10 protein-coding genes are annotated in these 16,511 nt (G+C 65.4%); 4 read left to right on the top strand and 6 right to left on the bottom strand.

Annotated elements, in window-relative coordinates; translation table 11 throughout:
* Positions 1–91 precede the first annotated feature (91 nt).
* From odhB to typA, 3 genes are all read right to left on the bottom strand, one after another.
* Complete coding sequence (gene odhB, locus BAC01S_RS20940; RefSeq protein ID WP_027796519.1) at positions 92–1,369, bottom strand: 2-oxoglutarate dehydrogenase complex dihydrolipoyllysine-residue succinyltransferase; 1,278 nt, start codon at positions 1,367–1,369, stop codon at positions 92–94.
* A 106-nt stretch (positions 1,370–1,475) separates the two neighbouring features.
* On the bottom strand, positions 1,476–4,340 hold the full coding sequence (locus BAC01S_RS20935) for a 2-oxoglutarate dehydrogenase E1 component (RefSeq protein ID WP_027796518.1): 2,865 nt from the start codon (positions 4,338–4,340) through the stop codon (positions 1,476–1,478).
* Between the two features lie 336 nt (positions 4,341–4,676).
* A complete protein-coding gene (gene typA / locus BAC01S_RS20930) occupies positions 4,677–6,503 on the bottom strand; it encodes a translational GTPase TypA (protein ID WP_027796517.1) in 1,827 nt (608 codons plus the stop codon).
* A 388-nt stretch (positions 6,504–6,891) separates the two neighbouring features.
* On the opposite strand from typA, the gene BAC01S_RS20925 reads away from it, so the two are divergent.
* The 4 genes from BAC01S_RS20925 (at position 6,892) to BAC01S_RS20910 (ending at position 11,953) form a co-directional block, all read left to right on the top strand.
* Positions 6,892–7,383, top strand: coding sequence for a MarR family winged helix-turn-helix transcriptional regulator (locus BAC01S_RS20925; protein ID WP_027796516.1), 492 nt, complete (start codon positions 6,892–6,894; stop codon positions 7,381–7,383).
* 86 nt (positions 7,384–7,469) lie between these two features.
* Positions 7,470–9,038, top strand: coding sequence for an efflux transporter outer membrane subunit (locus BAC01S_RS32090; RefSeq protein WP_084168741.1), 1,569 nt, complete (start codon positions 7,470–7,472; stop codon positions 9,036–9,038).
* Positions 9,039–9,108: 70 nt separating this feature from the next.
* Positions 9,109–10,359: an EmrA/EmrK family multidrug efflux transporter periplasmic adaptor subunit gene (locus BAC01S_RS20915; RefSeq protein ID WP_027796515.1), complete on the top strand. Its 1,251-nt coding sequence runs from the start codon at positions 9,109–9,111 to the stop codon at positions 10,357–10,359.
* Between the two features lie 28 nt (positions 10,360–10,387).
* The gene (locus BAC01S_RS20910; RefSeq protein ID WP_027796514.1) at positions 10,388–11,953 is read left to right on the top strand and encodes a DHA2 family efflux MFS transporter permease subunit; all 1,566 of its coding nucleotides are present in this window, start codon (positions 10,388–10,390) and stop codon (positions 11,951–11,953) included.
* A 59-nt stretch (positions 11,954–12,012) separates the two neighbouring features.
* Here the strand turns inward: BAC01S_RS20910 and truB are convergent, their stop codons facing one another.
* The 3 genes from truB to infB form a co-directional block, all read right to left on the bottom strand.
* Entirely contained in the window at positions 12,013–12,963 is a 951-nt protein-coding gene (truB, locus tag BAC01S_RS20905; protein ID WP_027796513.1) for a tRNA pseudouridine(55) synthase TruB, read from the bottom strand.
* Between the two features lie 10 nt (positions 12,964–12,973).
* Positions 12,974–13,345: a 30S ribosome-binding factor RbfA gene (rbfA, locus tag BAC01S_RS20900; RefSeq protein WP_027796512.1), complete on the bottom strand. Its 372-nt coding sequence runs from the start codon at positions 13,343–13,345 to the stop codon at positions 12,974–12,976.
* A 79-nt stretch (positions 13,346–13,424) separates the two neighbouring features.
* Entirely contained in the window at positions 13,425–16,391 is a 2,967-nt protein-coding gene (gene infB / locus BAC01S_RS20895) for a translation initiation factor IF-2 (RefSeq protein WP_027796511.1), read from the bottom strand.
* Positions 16,392–16,511 lie beyond the last annotated feature (120 nt).

Below are 16,511 nucleotides of genomic sequence, written 5' to 3'. Positions count from 1 at the left end.
TCGATACGTGAGCGCGGCGTGCGGACCCCGGCTTCCGGAATCCGCGCGCGCGGCGCTCAGCATAAGACTTGATATTTGATGAGGCCGACGCTTACAGGTCGAGCAGCAGGCGAGCCGGATCTTCCAGCGCGTCCTTCATCGCGACCAGCGACAGGACGGCTTCGCGGCCGTCGATGATGCGGTGGTCGTACGACATCGCGAGGTAGTTCATCGGACGGATCACGATCTGGCCGTTTTCCACCACGGCGCGCTCCTTCGTGGCGTGCACGCCCAGGATCGCCGACTGCGGCGGGTTAATGATCGGCGTCGAGAGCATCGAGCCGAACACGCCGCCGTTCGAGATCGAGAACGTGCCGCCCGTCATTTCCTCGATCGAGAGCTTGCCATCCTTGGCCTTCTGGCCGAATTCGGCGATCTTCTTCTCGATGTCGGCGAGGCTCATCTGGTCGGCGTTGCGCAGGATCGGCACCACCAGACCACGCGGCGAGCCGACAGCGATACCGATGTCGAAGTAGCCGTGATAGACGATGTCATTGCCGTCGATCGACGCGTTCACGAGCGGGAACTTCTTCAGCGCGTGAACCGCCGCCTTCACGAAGAACGACATGAAGCCGAGCTTCACGCCGTGTTCCTTCTCGAACTTGTCCTTGTACTTGTTGCGCAGATCCATGACCGGCGCCATGTTCACTTCGTTGAACGTCGTAAGAATGGCGTTGGTTTGCTGCGACTCGAGCAGACGTTCGGCGATACGCGCACGCAGACGCGACATCGGCACGCGCTGTTCCGGGCGGTCGTTCAGCCAGTTCGCAGCCGATGCCGGTGCGTTGACTTGCGGCAGCGAGGGCTTCGCGGCAGCCGGCTTCGCAGCGGCGGGAGCGGCAGCCGGAGCGGCCTTCGGCGCGCCGGCGCCCAGCACGTCCTGCTTCGTGATGCGGCCGTCGCGGCCCGTGCCGCCGACGTCCGCGCCCGTGAGGCCCTTCTCGGCCATCAGCTTGCCCGCTGCGGGCGACGCGATCGTGCTGCTCGAAGCCGTTGCGGCGGCAACAGCCGGCGCAGCTGCGGGAGCAGCTGCAGCGGCGGGCGCTGCAGCCGGTGCAGCGGCGGCAGCAGGCGCGGCGCCAGCCTTGGCTTCCGTATCGATCTTCGCGATCACCTGATCGGCGACCACGGTGTCGCCGTCGTGGGCGACGATCTCGGCCAGCACGCCGGCCGACGGCGCGGGCACTTCGAGAACGACCTTATCCGTTTCCAGTTCGATGAGGATTTCGTCCTGGGCAACAGCCTCGCCCGGCTTCTTCTTCCACTGGAGCATCGTGGCTTCCGAAACCGACTCCGAAAGCTGCGGGACCTTGACTTCAACAATAGCCATGTGATTTTCCTGAATACGTATCTATGACGAACCGGGTCGCGCACCTGAGCGCGGGAAAGCGCGCTTTATGGATGCACGCTTTCCCGGTTCGATCTGCTCTTTGTGCTTACTTCGCGACCTGCGCGCCCTTCAGGCGGCCGAACGCACCTTCGATCAGCGACTTCTGCTGCTCGTAGTGCTTCGCGTAGTAGCCGACGGCCGGCGAGGCGGAAGCGGGACGGCCGCTGTACGCGAGCTTCTGCCCTTCCTTCATGCCTTCCTTCAGATGGTGCTCGATGTAGAACCACGGGCCCTGATTCTGCGGCTCGTCCTGCACCCAGACCACTTCGGTCGCGTTGTCGTACTTCTTCAGTTCGGCTTCGAACTGCTTGTGCGCGAACGGATAGAGCTGTTCGACGCGCATGATCGCGACGTCGTTCGCCTTCGCTTCGCGACGGTGCGCGGTCAGGTCGTAATAGACGCGGCCCGAGCAGACCAGCACGCGCTTGACCTTCTTCGCATCGATCGAGTCGTCCACTTCGCCGATCACCGGCTGGAACGAACCCTTCGCGAGTTCCGAGAGATCCGACACGGCTTCCTTGTGGCGCAGCAGCGACTTCGGCGTGAAGACGACGAGCGGCTTGCGGAAGAGGCGAATCATCTGGCGGCGCAGCAGGTGGAAGATCTGCGCCGGCGTGGTCGGCTGCACGACCTGCATGTTGTGCTCGGCGCACAGCTGCAGGAAGCGCTCGATACGCGCCGACGAGTGCTCCGGACCCTGACCTTCGTAGCCGTGCGGCAGCAGCATCGTGAGACCCGAAACGCGGCCCCACTTCACTTCGCCCGACGAGATGAACTGGTCGATCACGACCTGCGCGCCGTTCACGAAGTCGCCGAACTGGCCTTCCCATGCGACGAGCGTGTTCGGCTCGGCGGTCGAGTAGCCGTATTCGAAACCGAGCACGGCTTCTTCGGAGAGCACCGAGTCGATCACCGTGAACTTCGCCTGGCCTTCGGCGATGTTCTGCAGCGGAATGTACGTGCCGTCGTTCCAGCGCTCGCGGTTCTGGTCGTGCAGCACCGCATGGCGGTGCGTGAACGTGCCGCGGCCCGAATCCTGGCCGGTCAGGCGGACCGAGTAGCCCGAAGCGACCAGCGACGCGTACGCGAGGTGCTCGCCCATGCCCCAGTCGAGCTTCGCTTCGCCCTTGCCCATCGCGCGGCGGTCGTTGATGACGCGCTCGACGAGCGGGTGAACCTTGAAGTTCTCCGGGATCGTCGTGATGCGCTCGCCGAGGCGCTTGAGTTCCGCGAGCGGCACGGCCGTGTCGGCGGCGTCGGTCCACTTGCGGTTCAGGAACGGCACCCAGTCGACCGCGTACTTGCTCTTGTAGTTCGAGAGCACCGGGTCGATGGTGTGGTTGCCTTCGTCCATCGCGGCGCGGTACGCCTTGACGTAGTTGTCGGCGTCTTCCGCCGTGATCACGCCCTGCTGCACGAGCTTCTCGGCGTACAGCGCACGGGTGCCCGGGTGCTGCGCGATCTTCTTGTACATGAGCGGCTGCGTGACCGCCGGGGTGTCCTGCTCGTTGTGGCCCAGCTTGCGGAAGCAGACGATGTCGACCACGACGTCCTTGTGGAACTGCATGCGGAAGTCGATGGCGATCTGCGTGGCGAGCACGACGGCTTCGGGATCGTCGCCGTTCACGTGCAGCACCGGCGCCTCGATCATCTTGACCACGTCGGTACAGTAGAGCGTCGAGCGCGCGTCGCGCGGGTCCGACGTCGTGAAGCCGATCTGGTTGTTGATGACGATGTGCAGCGTGCCGTGCGTGCCGTAGCCGCGCGTCTGCGCGAGGTTCAGCGTTTCCATCACGACGCCCTGGCCCGCGAAGGCCGCGTCGCCGTGGATCTGCACCGGCAGCACCTGCAGGCCGTCGTCGTCGCCGCGGCGGTCCATACGGGCCTTGGCCGAGCCTTCCACGACCGGGTTGACGATTTCGAGGTGCGACGGGTTGAACGCGAGCGAGAGGTGGACCGGGCCGCCTTCGGTAGCCATGTCCGACGAGAAGCCCTTGTGGTACTTCACGTCGCCGGCCGGCAGGTCGTCCACGTGCTTGCCTTCGAATTCGGCGAAGAGGTCCGCCGGCATCTTGCCGAGCGTATTGACCAGCACGTTCAGGCGGCCGCGGTGGGCCATGCCGATGATGATTTCCTGCACGCCCGCCGCGCCTGCGTGACGGACGACTTCGTCCATCGAAGCGATGAAGCTCTCGCCGCCTTCGAGCGAGAAGCGCTTCTGGCCGACGTACTTGGTGTGCAGGAAGCGCTCGAGGCCTTCGGCGGCCGTCAGGCGCTGCAGGATGTGCTTCTTCTTGTCAGCGGAGAAGTTCGGCGTCGAGCGGATCGACTCGAGCTTTTCCTTCCACCAGCGCTTCTGCTCCGGATCGCTGAGGTACATGTACTCGACGCCGATCGTGCCGCAGTACGTGTCGCGCAGCGCCTTGACGATCTCGCGCAGCGACGCGCGCTCGAAACCGAAATACAGGTTCGTCGCGCTGAACGTCTCGTCCATGTCGGCTTCGGTGAAGTCGTAGAACGCGGGCTCGAGTTCGGGGATGGCGGGACGCTCGCGGCGCTTGAGCGGATCGAGATTGGCCCATTGCGAGCCGAGGAAGCGGTAGGCGCCAATCAGGGACTGAACGTAAACCTGCTTGCGGGCCGTGGCGAGGTCTTCGCCGCCGCCGCGCGGAATGAAGGCGTTGGCCTTGGCGCGCTGGGCGAACGATTCGACGATCGGGCCGTGGGCCACGTCGCTATCAGCCGTGCCCGTCGACGACGGCACGTTTTGCAGCGCGTCAAAGTATTCGCGCCACGTATCCGGAACGGATGCAGGGTTGTCAAGATATGCTTCGTATAGCTCTTCGACATACGGAGCATTGCCGCCGAACAAATAGGAGTTCAGCTGGAATTGCTTCATCGTTTCCGACATTTACGCTCACCTTTCTTCGAGTTTCTCGAGAAATAGCGGGTTACTCAACCTTCCGCGCCACGGCCTGACCGTTTAGCGGATTGCGAATCAAGTCTGCTTGGAAGGACCTAAAACAGCATCCGCGGAGGATATCACAGAACTGATACTCTCCATAGAATGCAATGTGGCACAACACCACACGCAAACCCTTTCTACATGGGCTTTTGCGGGGTTTGCAACACTCTCTTCCGGCACCGCCCGCCAATCTCCGCGAGATGCAAAAAAGCCGCCCGGACAGCGGCGGCTTTCCTGTTGATCCTTCAGCATTGCGATGCGCGAAAAATCTTCGAACGAGGCTTAGTCGGCAGCGCCTTCACGGCTCGCGCGGCGGCGCTCGTGCTCCTTCAGGTGACGCTTGCGCAGGCGAATGGACTGCGGCGTGACTTCCACGAGCTCGTCGTCGTCGATGAATTCGACGGCGTATTCGAGCGACATCTGGATCGGCGGCACGAGACGCACGGCTTCGTCGGTGCCCGAGGCGCGCACGTTGGTGAGCTGCTTGCCCTTGATCGGGTTCACGACGAGGTCGTTGTCGCGGCTATGGATGCCGATGATCATGCCTTCGTACAGCGCGTCGCCCGGCTTCACGAACATGCGGCCGCGATCCTGCAGCTTCCACAGTGCATAGGCCACGGCAGCGCCGTCGTCCTGCGAGATCAGCACACCGTTGCGGCGCTCGCCGAGCGTGCCTTCCTTGATCGGGCCGTAGGCGTCGAACACGTGGCTCATCAGGCCCGTGCCGCGCGTGAGCGTCATGAACTCGCCCTGGAAGCCGATCAGGCCGCGCGCCGGAATGCGGTACTCAAGGCGCGTGCGGCCGCGGCTGTCCGAAGCCATGTCGAGCATTTCGCCCTTGCGGCGGCCCAGCTCTTCCATCACGCCGCCCTGGTGGGCGTCTTCGACGTCCACCGTCAGCATTTCGTACGGCTCCTGCTTCACGCCGTCCACTTCGTGCAGCACCACGCGCGGACGCGAGACGGCCAGCTCGTAGCCTTCGCGGCGCATGTTCTCGATCAGGATCGTGAGGTGCAGTTCGCCGCGGCCCGACACTTCGAACGTGGTTTCGTCGCCGGTGTCCTTCACGCGCAGCGCGACGTTGTGGTTCAGCTCCTTCGTAAGACGGTCGCGAATCTGGCGGCTCGTCACGAACTTGCCTTCCTTGCCCGCGAGCGGCGACGAGTTCACGAGGAAGTTCATCGTCAGCGTGGGCTCGTCCACCGTGATCATCGGCAGCGCTTCGGGGGTTTCGATCGCGCAGATCGTGGCGCCGATGCCGATGTCTTCAATACCGTTGATCAGCACGATGTCGCCCGCTTCGGCCGATTCGACCTGCACGCGCTCGAGGCCGCTGAACGACAGCACCTGGTTGATCTTGCGGTTCATCACCTCGCCTTCCGGGCCGAAGCGCAGCGCCACCGGCTGACCCGGCTTGATGCGGCCGCGCTTGATACGGCCCACGCCAATACGGCCAACGTAGGTCGAGTAGTCGAGCGACGTGATCTGCAGCTGGAGCGGACCTTCCGGATCGGCGTCGCGCACCGGCACGTGTTCGAGGATCGCCTCGAACAGCGGACGCATGTCGCCTTCGCGCGCATCGGCGGAAAGCGAGGCGTAGCCGTTCAGGCCCGAGGCGTACACCACCGGGAAGTCGAGCTGCTCTTCGGTCGCGCCGAGCTTGTCGAACAGGTCGAAGGTCTGGTTGATCACCCAGTCGATGCGCGCGCCCGGGCGGTCGATCTTGTTGACGACGACGATCGGCTTGAGACCGAGCGCGAGCGCCTTCTTGGTCACGAAGCGCGTTTGCGGCATCGGGCCTTCGACAGCGTCGACGAGCAGCAGCACCGAATCGACCATCGAGAGCACGCGCTCCACTTCGCCGCCGAAGTCGGCGTGGCCCGGGGTGTCGACGATGTTGATGTGGGTGCCTTCGTACTCGACCGCGCAGTTCTTCGCGAGAATCGTGATCCCGCGCTCTTTTTCGATGTCGTTCGAGTCCATGACGCGTTCGGCGACCTGCTGGTTGTCGCGGAAGGTGCCGGACTGGCGCAGCAGTTGGTCGACGAGCGTGGTCTTGCCGTGGTCGACGTGGGCAATGATGGCGATGTTGCGAAGGGCGCGGGACATAGGAACCTGGCTACACAGTTGAGTGCGCTGCTACTCGCCTACTCGTGCCCGCCCGCCACTCACTGACAGTGGCAGCGGCAGAGCACGTGAGAAAAGCGCACTTTTGGGAACCTGAAAGTATAGCACGCCGGAATGACATCCCCCTGGCTGTCTTGCGCAATGCAACAGGAATGGGCGCGGGGGCCAAAAGCGGGGGCATAGGCGGGGGGCATAGCGGAACAACAACGCTGGAGCAGCAGCGGGCGCCGGATTTTCCCACACGGCCGCCTCCGGATTAAGACCTTCGCCCGCAAAGGTTATTCAGCAAATGAAGAATTGACGCTTGCCGCGTCAACTATCTGCGGCCTATAATCCCTGCCTGGTCAACCATTGCAGTCGCAGCCGAATCATGACGGACCCGACACCCGCGCCGCCCGAAGTGCTCAATTACGACTTCGGCGAAAGCGTTGGCTATCTGATCGCCAGAGTGAGATCGACCATGCTGAACATGGTCAACCAGCGCACCGTGGCGGAACTGGGCGTCACGAGCCAGCAGGCGAGCGTGCTGTTCATGGTGGCGAGCGGCAAGTGCGTGCTCGCCGCCGAGCTCGCGCGCGAGTACGGCATCGACGCGAGCGCCGTGACCCGACTAGTGGATCGCCTCGAAAAACGCGGCCTGCTCGAGCGCGTGCGCAGTTCCGAAGACCGGCGCGCCGTGCGGCTCGCCCTCACGCCCGAAGGCCTGGCTATCGCTGTGCGCATGCCGGCGATCTTCACTAGTATCACGGACAAGCTCATGACCGGGCTCTCGCCGGAGGAAGCCGGATTCCTGAAAAGCATGCTGCGGCGGGTACTCGCGAACAGCTGCGATCCGAGCCAGAATCCGCCGGCGAATTCATGACGGGGCAATCAAATTTGAACGCGTCACACAAGAAAATAGCTGCATCGTCCAGCACCACCACCACTTCTCACGCATCGAGACGAGCAATGAATTCCGAATCCCTCACCCGGCCGGTGCCGAGCCGGACCGCCGCGGCCATGGCGGCGGCGCTCGCGGCGCTGGCGCTCGCGGGATGTGCGAACTACGCCGGCATCAAGAGCGACAAGACGCTGGACCCGCCGCAACAGCTCGAGAGTTCGCAGAGCATCCCGGCGCAAGGCGGCCAGTGGCCGACGCTCGACTGGGCGAACCAGTTCGGCGACCCGCAGTTGCCGAAGCTCATCGACGAAGCGCTCGAAGGCAATCCGACCATCGCGCAGGCGCAGGCCCGCATCGCCAAGGCGTCGTCGTACATCGAGACTTCGAAGTCCGCGCTCTTCCCGAAGGTCAACGCGAGCTACTCGTGGAACCGCGAGGTCTTCTCGGCCAATTCGCTCTATCCCCCGCCCTACGGCGGCACCTGGTATAGCGAGAACAACGTGCTGGCGAGCGCTTCGTGGGAGCTCGACCTCTGGGGCAAGAACCGCCAGCGCCTTGCCCAGGCGGTCTCCCAGCAGAAGGCGGCCGAGGCCGACATGCAGCAGGCACGCATCACGCTCGCGGCGTCGGTCGCGCGCACCTACAACCAGCTCGCGCAGCTCTACGCGCAGCGCGACATCGCCGCGCGCGAGATCGGCAACCGCAAGACCATCGGCACGATCACCAACGGGCGCGTGGTGGCGGGCCTCGACACCAACGTCGAGCGCGAGACCGCGAACGGCAACATCGCGACGAGCCAGGCCAATCTCTCGCAGATCGACGGCCAGATCGAAACCGTGCGCTACCAGCTGGGCGCCCTGCTCGGCAAGGGCCCGGACCGCGGCCTGCAGATCGCGCAGCCGGTGCTCAATCCGCTCGCCAACGTGGCGCTGCCCGACAACCTGCCGGCCGACCTCGTCGCGCGCCGCCCGGACATCGTCGCCGCGCGCTGGCAAGTGGAAGCCGAGATGCACGACGTGAAGGAAGCGAAGGCCGAGTTCTACCCCGACGTGAACCTCGCGGCGGGCTTCGGCTTCGACGCGTTCGGCTGGGGCCGGTTCCTCAACGTCGCGAGCCGCCAGGCGCAGCTCGGCCCGGCGGTGCATCTGCCGATCTTCGATGCGGGCGCCCTGCGCGCGCAGTTGAAGAGCCGCTATGCCGACTTCGATCTGGACGTGGCCAACTACAACCAGACGCTCATCGGCGCGTTCCAGGACGTCGCGACCCAGGTGTCGTCGATCCGCTCGTCGGAACGGCAGCTCGTCGACGCGCAGCACGCGCTCGACGCCTCCGCGAAGGCGTACCAGCTCGCCGTGATCCGCTACAAGGCGGGCCTCTCGGAGCAGCTGCAGGTGCTCAACGCCGACCAGAACCGCCTTGCCGCGGAGCAGACGGTGACGGACCTGAAGGCGCAGCGGCTCGACGAGCAGATGGCGCTCATCAAGGCGCTGGGCGGCGGCTTCGACGCGGCGGACACAGGCCTGACGCCGCCGGCCGTGGTCGGCAGCGAGGCGAAGGGGCCGAACGGCGCGCCGTGGAGCGGCACGACGGTGCCCGTGCAGCAGCCGGCAACGGCCGCGGCGAACGCGACGAACTGATGACGCACCGAGCGCAACAGAACCACACAGCACCGAACAAACAGCAAGAGAGAACCTGGAGATCACTTCCATGAGCACCCCCCAGCAACCGGCGGCCGCCCCGCAGAACGCGAGCAACGGCAAGCGCAAACGCATGATGACGCTGCTCGTCCTCGTGATCCTGATTGCAGCCATTGCCTACGGCCTCTATTACTTCCTCGTCGCGCGCTTCTCCGAGAGCACCGACGACGCCTACGTGAACGGCAACGTCGTGCAGATCACGCCGCAGGTCACCGGCACGGTGATCGCCGTGAACGCGGACGACACGCAGAACGTCAAGATCGGCGACTCGCTCGTCGAGCTCGACCCGGCCGACTCGCGCATCGCGCTGCAGCAGGCCGAGGCAAATCTCGCGCAGACGGTGCGCCAGGTGCGCGGCCTCTTCGCCGACGACAGCCAGTACGAAGCACAAGTCGCGCAGCGCCAGTCCGACCTCGCGCGCGCCCAGCAGGATCTGCGCCGCCGCATGGAAGTCGCGCAGACGGGCGCCGTCTCGCAGGAAGAAATCTCGCACGCCAACGACGCCGTGAAGAGCGCCGAGGCCGCGCTCGAAGCCGCGCAGCAGCAGCTCGCCGCCAACCGCGCGCTCACGGCGAACACGACCGTCTCGTCGCATCCGAACGTGATGGCCGCGGCCGCGAAGGTGCGCGACGCTTACCTCGCGAACGCGCGCAACACGCTGCCGGCGCCGGTGACGGGCTACGTGGCCAAGCGTTCGGTGCAGGTGGGCCAGCGCGTCTCGCCGGGCACGCCGCTGATGTCGGTGGTGCCGCTGAACGCCATCTGGGTGGATGCGAACTTCAAGGAAGTGCAGCTCAAGCACATGCGCATCGGCCAGCCGGTCGAGATGACGGCCGACGTGTACGGCTCTTCCGTCGTCTACCACGGCAAGGTGGTGGGCTTCTCGGCGGGCACGGGCTCGGCATTCTCGCTCCTGCCCGCGCAGAACGCGACGGGCAACTGGATCAAGGTCGTGCAGCGCCTGCCGGTGCGCGTCTCGCTCGACCCGGCCGACCTGCAGAAGCATCCGCTGCGCATTGGCCTGTCCATGCAGGTGGACGTGAACATCAAGGACGATACGGGCAGCCAGCTCGGCAACGCGCTGAACACCGTCTATCAGACGAACGTGTTCGAAAAGTACGGCGACGAAGCCGACGCCGAGATCGCCCGCATCATCGCGGAGAACGCGGGCAAGAGCGCAGACAGCACTGCGGACAACGGCAAGGCGACGGTCTCCTCGGCGAACGCACGCACGGCAAAGCCGGCCTCGAAGCTGATGTAACGGTCCCCGCACAACAAGAAGTGAATTAATGGCAGAGCAACAAGGCGCAGTCCACCCGCCGCTGCAAGGCGCGCAGCTCGTGATCGGCACCATTGCGGTGTCGCTCGCGGTGTTCATGAACGTTTTGGACACCTCGATCGCCAACGTCTCGATCCCGTCGATCTCCGGCGACCTCGGGGTGTCGTCCGACCAGGGCACATGGGTCATCACGTCGTTCGCCGTGGCCAATGCGATCTCGGTGCCGCTCACGGGCTGGCTCACCGACCGCATCGGCCAGGTGCGCCTTTTCATGGCGTCGATCATCCTCTTCGTGATCTCGTCGTGGATGTGCGGTCTCGCGCCCACGCTGCCCTTCCTGCTCGCCTCGCGCGTGCTGCAGGGCGCCGTGGCCGGCCCGATGATCCCGCTCTCGCAAACGCTCCTGCTCGCGAGCTATCCGCGCGCGAAGGCGCCCATCGCGCTTTCCATGTGGTCCATGACCACGCTGATCGCGCCGGTGGCCGGCCCTATCCTCGGCGGCTGGATCTCCGACAACATCTCGTGGCCGTGGATCTTCTACGTGAACATTCCGGTGGGGATCGTGGCCGCGCTGGCGACGTGGGCGATCTTCCGCAACCGCGACTCGGTCGTGAAGAAGGCGCCGATCGACGGCGTGGGGCTCGCGCTGCTCATCGTCTGGGTGGGTTCGCTGCAGGTCATGCTCGACAAGGGCAAGGATCTCGACTGGTTCTCGTCGACCACGATCGTCGTGCTCGCGCTCACCGCGATCATCGCGTTCGCGTTCTTCGTGGTGTGGGAGCTGACCGAAAAGCACCCGGTCGTCGACCTCTCGCTCTTCGCGCGGCGCAATTTCACGGGCGGCACGATCGCGCTGTCGATCGGCTATGGCCTTTACTTCGGCAATCTCGTGCTGCTGCCGCTGTGGCTGCAGACCGATATCGGCTACACCGCGACCAACGCCGGCCTCGTGATGGCGCCGGTGGGCCTGTTCGCGGTCCTGCTCTCGCCGATCACGGGCCGCATCCTGCCGCGCACGGATCCGCGCTACATTGCGACGGCGGCGTTCGTGGTGTTCGCGCTGTGCTTCTGGATGCGCTCGCGCTATACGACCGACGTGGACACCTGGGCGCTCACGGCGCCGACCTTGATTCAGGGCATCGGCATGGCGGGGCTCTTCATTCCGCTCGTCTCGATCACGCTTTCGGGCCTGCCCGGCCACCGGATTCCGGCCGCCTCGGGGCTCTCGAACTTCGTGCGGATCATGTGCGGCGGCATCGGCACGTCGATCTTCGAAACCGCATGGGAACACCGCACGACGTTCCACCATGCGCAGCTCACCGAAGTCGCCACGCCGACCAACCCGATCTTCAACCAGTCGATGCAGCAGATGCAGAACGCGGCCGGGCTCGACACGGCCCAGGCGCACGGGCTCTTCGACCGCCTGCTCTCCCAGCAGGCCGCTCAGCTCGGCGTGAACGACCTCTTCTATATTTCGTCGGTGATCTTCATCGTGCTGATCGCGTTGATCTGGATCACGCGGCCCGAACGCGCGGGCGGCGGGGACTCGGGGGCAGCGGCTTCGGCCGCGCACTGAAAGGCGCGGCACGCATTCGCCAGGCGCTAATTCGCCACGTGCGAATGCGTTTGGGGGACTTAAGCCGCCGCGCCGCTCATGACGAGACGCTCCGGCGCAAGCACGCCGTTCGCCGCCTTCGCGACACCCAGCAGGCGGCCGTCGTCGCCATACACACGCACGCGCGCCGCGCTTTCCCATTGGGTGCGATCGCCCGCGAGCTCGTGCAGCGGCAAACGCTGGCCATGCGTGAAGCGGCGCGACGCCTCCCCGTCCAACATCACGGCAGGAAACGTGGAAAGCAGCGCGTCGACCGGCTGCAGCCAGGCATCGCGCGCGGCTTCGTCGGCTGCGGTGAGCGCTTCGAGCGTAACCGCCCGCGCAAGCGTCAGCGCGCCCACGCCCGTGCGCCGCAGCATCACGAGATGAGCGCCGCAACCGAGCGCCTCGCCGATATCCTCCGCGAGCGTGCGCACATAGGTTCCCTTGCTGCAGGTCACGCGAAACGTGACGTCGGGCAGTGCGCAGCCAATCATCTCGAGCGCGAGTATCGACACCCGGCGCCCCTCGCGCTCGACGACCTGGCCCGCGCGCGCATATTCGTAGAGCGGCTTGCCGTCACGCTTGAGCGCCGAGTACATGGGCGGCACCTGCACGATGTCGCCGACGAAGCGCGCCATCGCCTCGCGCACGGAGGCCTCGTCGCAGCGCACTTCGCGCGTGGCGATCGCTTCGCCCTCGGCGTCGCCCGTCGCCGTGCGAATGCCGAGCCGCATCGTCGCTTCGTAGGTCTTGTCGGCGTCGAGCAAGTCCTGCGAGAACTTGGTGGCTTCGCCGAAGCACAGCGGCAGCAGACCCGTGGCGAGCGGATCGAGCGTGCCCGTATGGCCCGCCTTCTTCACGCGAAAGAGACGTTTCGCGCGAATCAGCGCGTCGTTGCTGGAAAGGCCGAGCGGCTTGTCGAGCAGCAGCACGCCGTCGAGCAGGCGTCGCGGCAGCCTGGGCCGCGCCGGATTGGAAGATGCAGTCATGCGCGGGCGCTTACTCGTCGCCCTTGGCGCGCGTCGAATTGGCTTCGTCGATAAGGCGCGACATTTCGACGGCACGCTCGACGGTCTTGTCGTAGTGGAAATGCAGCGTCGGCACGGTATGAATGTGCAGACGCTTGAAAAGCAGGTTGTGCAGGTGGCCCGCCGCGTGGTTGAGCGCCTCCTGGGTTGCCTGCGGGTCGCCCGTGAGCGTCGTGAAGTACACCTTGGCGTGCGCGTAATCCGGCGTCAGCTCGACGCTCTGGATCGTCACGAGTCCGATGCGCGGATCCTTCACCTCGCGCGACACAAGCTCGGACAGATCGCGCTGGATCTGGTCCGCGATCTGCACGTTGCGATTCGGAGAGGAACGTCTTTTGGTCATGATTTATCCACCCTCTTGCAAAAACAAACGGGCGGGGCTGGCCAGCGCCCGCCCCGCCCGTACTGCGTAGCGCCTGAAATTACAGGGTACGCGCGACTTCGGTGATCTCGAACACCTCGAACTGGTCGCCTTCGACGATGTCGTTGAAGTTCTTGATCGACATACCGCACTCGAAGCCCTGCTTGACTTCCTTGACGTCGTCCTTGAAGCGCTTGAGCGAGTCGAGTTCGCCGGTGTGGACGACCACGTTGTTGCGCAGCACGCGCACCGACGACGAACGCTTGACGATACCGTCCGTGACCATACAGCCGGCCACCGAGCCGACCTTCGGCACCTTGAAGACCGCACGCACTTCGACCATACCGGTCACGACTTCGCGCTTTTCAGGCGCGAGCATGCCCGACATTGCCGCCTTCACCTCATCCACGGCGTCGTAGATGATGTTGTAGTAGCGAATGTCCACGCCGTTGGCCTCGGCCAGCTTGCGCGCCTGAGCATCGGCGCGCGTGTTGAAGCCGATGATGACCGCCTTCGAAGCCGTCGCGAGGTTGACGTCGTTTTCGCTGATGCCGCCCACCGCGCCGTGCACGATCTGCACGCGCACTTCGCTGGTCGAGAGCTTGAGGAGCGCGTGAACCAGCGCTTCCTGCGAACCCTGCACGTCGGCCTTGACGATGAGCGGCAGGTTCTGCACTTCGCCTTCGCCCATCTGCTCGAGCATGTTCTCGAGCTTCGCGGCCTGCTGCTTCGCCAGCTTGACGTCGCGGAACTTGCCTTGACGGAACAGCGCGATTTCGCGCGCCTTGCGCTCGTCGGGCAGCACGATGACTTCTTCGCCCGCCGCCGGCACTTCCGAAAGACCCTGGATTTCGACCGGAATCGACGGACCCGCTTCCTTCGTCGCCTTGCCCGTTTCGTCCAGCATCGCACGCACGCGGCCGTAGGCGCTGCCCGCGAGCACGACGTCGCCGCGGTTCAGCGTACCCGACTGCACGAGCACCGTTGCGACCGGACCCTTACCCTTGTCGAGCTTCGCTTCGATCACGATGCCCTTGGCGGGAGCCTCGACCGGCGCCGTCAATTCGAGCACTTCGGCCTGCAGCAACACGTTCTCGAGCAGATCGTCGATACCCGCACCCGTCTTCGCCGACACCGGCACGAACGGCGAATCGCCGCCGTACTCTTCCGGCACCACGCCTTCCGCGACGAGTTCCTGCTTCACGCGCTCGGTATTCGCGTCCGGCTTGTCGATCTTGTTGATCGCCACGACGAGCGGCACGCCGCCCGCCTTCGCGTGCGCGATCGCTTCCTTCGTCTGCGGCATCACGCCGTCGTCGGCCGCGACCACCAGAATCACGATGTCGGTCGCCTTCGCGCCGCGCGCACGCATGGCCGTGAAGGCCTCGTGACCCGGCGTGTCGAGGAACGTGATGACGCCGCGCGGCGTTTCGACGTGGTAAGCGCCGATGTGCTGCGTAATGCCGCCCGCTTCGCCCGCGGCAACCTTCGCGCGGCGGATGTAGTCGAGCAGCGACGTCTTGCCGTGGTCGACGTGACCCATGACGGTGACGACCGGCGGACGCGGCAGTTGCTCGGCGTCCGTCGCGGTTTCCTGACCTTCGACCAGCAGCGCTTCCGGATCGTCGAGCTTCGCGGCAACCGCATGGTGGCCGAGTTCCTCGACGATGATCATCGCCGTTTCCTGGTCGAGCATCTGGTTGATGGTGACCATCTGGCCCATCTTCATCATCACCTTGATGACTTCCGATGCCTTCACGGACATCTTGTGCGCGAGGTCGGCCACGGTGATGGTTTCCGGCACGTGCACTTCACGCACGATCGGCTCGGTCGGCGCCTGGAAGCTCGACGCGCTGTCCTGATGCTTGCCGCGGCCCTTCGGACCGCCGCGCCAGCCGCGGTCGACACCACCCGTGCTGTCGCCGCGCGTCTTGATGCCGCGACGCTTCGCGGCGTCGTCCTGCCAGCCGCCCTTGCCGGCGCCCGGCTTCTTGTTGCGGTCGGCGGCACCCGGTGCGCTCGCGTTCGCGTTCGCAGCCGGTGTACCGGCCGCCGCGGCCGGACGCTTCGCTGCAGCGCCTGCGCCAGCCCCAGCCGGACGCGCCGGCGCGCCTTCGGGGCGAGCCGGCTTGTGCAGCGTGCCCTTCGCCTCGGCGGGCTTGGGCGGCTCCACGGGCTTGGGCGGCTCGGGGGCCTTCACCTGCGCCTTGCGCGGCGTGTTCATCATCTCGCGAATCGCGCGCGCTTCGGCTTCCGCCGCCGCGCGGCGGCGAGCGATCTCTTCCTGTTCCTTCTGCGCCTTCTCGGCAGCCTCGCGCGCGGCAACCTCGGCCTTCTGGGCCGCTTCGCGCTGCGCTGCGCGCTCGGCGGCAGCGCGCTGCTCTTCCTGCTCGTCGGGCTGCTTCACTTGTGCTTCGGCAGCGGCGGCGCGCTGCGCCTGAACCGCCTGGTCGGCCAGCTCGCGCGCAGCCGCTTCGGCCGCCACCTTCTTCTTCGCGGCTTCTTCCTCGGCGCGGCGGCGGTCGGCTTCGGCAGCCTCTTCGCGTGCGCGGCGCTCGGCCTCTTCACGCGCGAGACGCTCCTGGCGCTCCTTCAGCTCCTGCGCCTGGCGCTCGAGCAGCTCGGCCTCGCGGCGCGCTTCTTCCTCGCGGCGCTGCAGCTCCGCCTCTTCGGCGGCAGCGGCTGCGTCGACTGCATGATTCGATGTCTCCGTCTGCTCGGCGGATTCGTCGCGGCGGACGAAAGTGCGCTTCTTGCGCACCTCGACCTGAATGGTGCGAGCCTTACCCGTCGAATCGGACTGCTTGATCTCCGACGTATGCCGTTTCGTCAGCGTGATCTTGCGCTTGTCTGCATCAGTCGAGCCGTGAGACTTGCGCAAGTGGTCGAGCAGACGCGCCTTGTCCGTTTCGGACAAGGAGTCGGCTTCGCTCGCTTTAGTGACGCCCGCCGCCTGCAGTTGCTCCAGCAGCACGCCTGCAGGCATTTTCAGTTCCGCGGCAAATTGGGCTACGTTGTTACTCGCCATTCATTCCTCTTAATGCAAGGAGCGGTTCCTTGCGGTTGACATCGGTTCATGCGGCCCCGGCACACGCTCGAGGGCGGTGCCGGCCGCGATAGGTTCAGTGGGTCATGGTCGGTTCCTGCT

The sequence above is a fragment of the Paraburkholderia acidipaludis NBRC 101816 genome (genome assembly GCF_000684975.1).
In the GTDB taxonomy this organism is placed as follows: domain Bacteria; phylum Pseudomonadota; class Gammaproteobacteria; order Burkholderiales; family Burkholderiaceae; genus Paraburkholderia; species Paraburkholderia acidipaludis.
The sequence above is the reverse complement of the archived record's forward strand: the minus strand, read 5'-3'. Positions and strand labels throughout refer to the sequence as shown.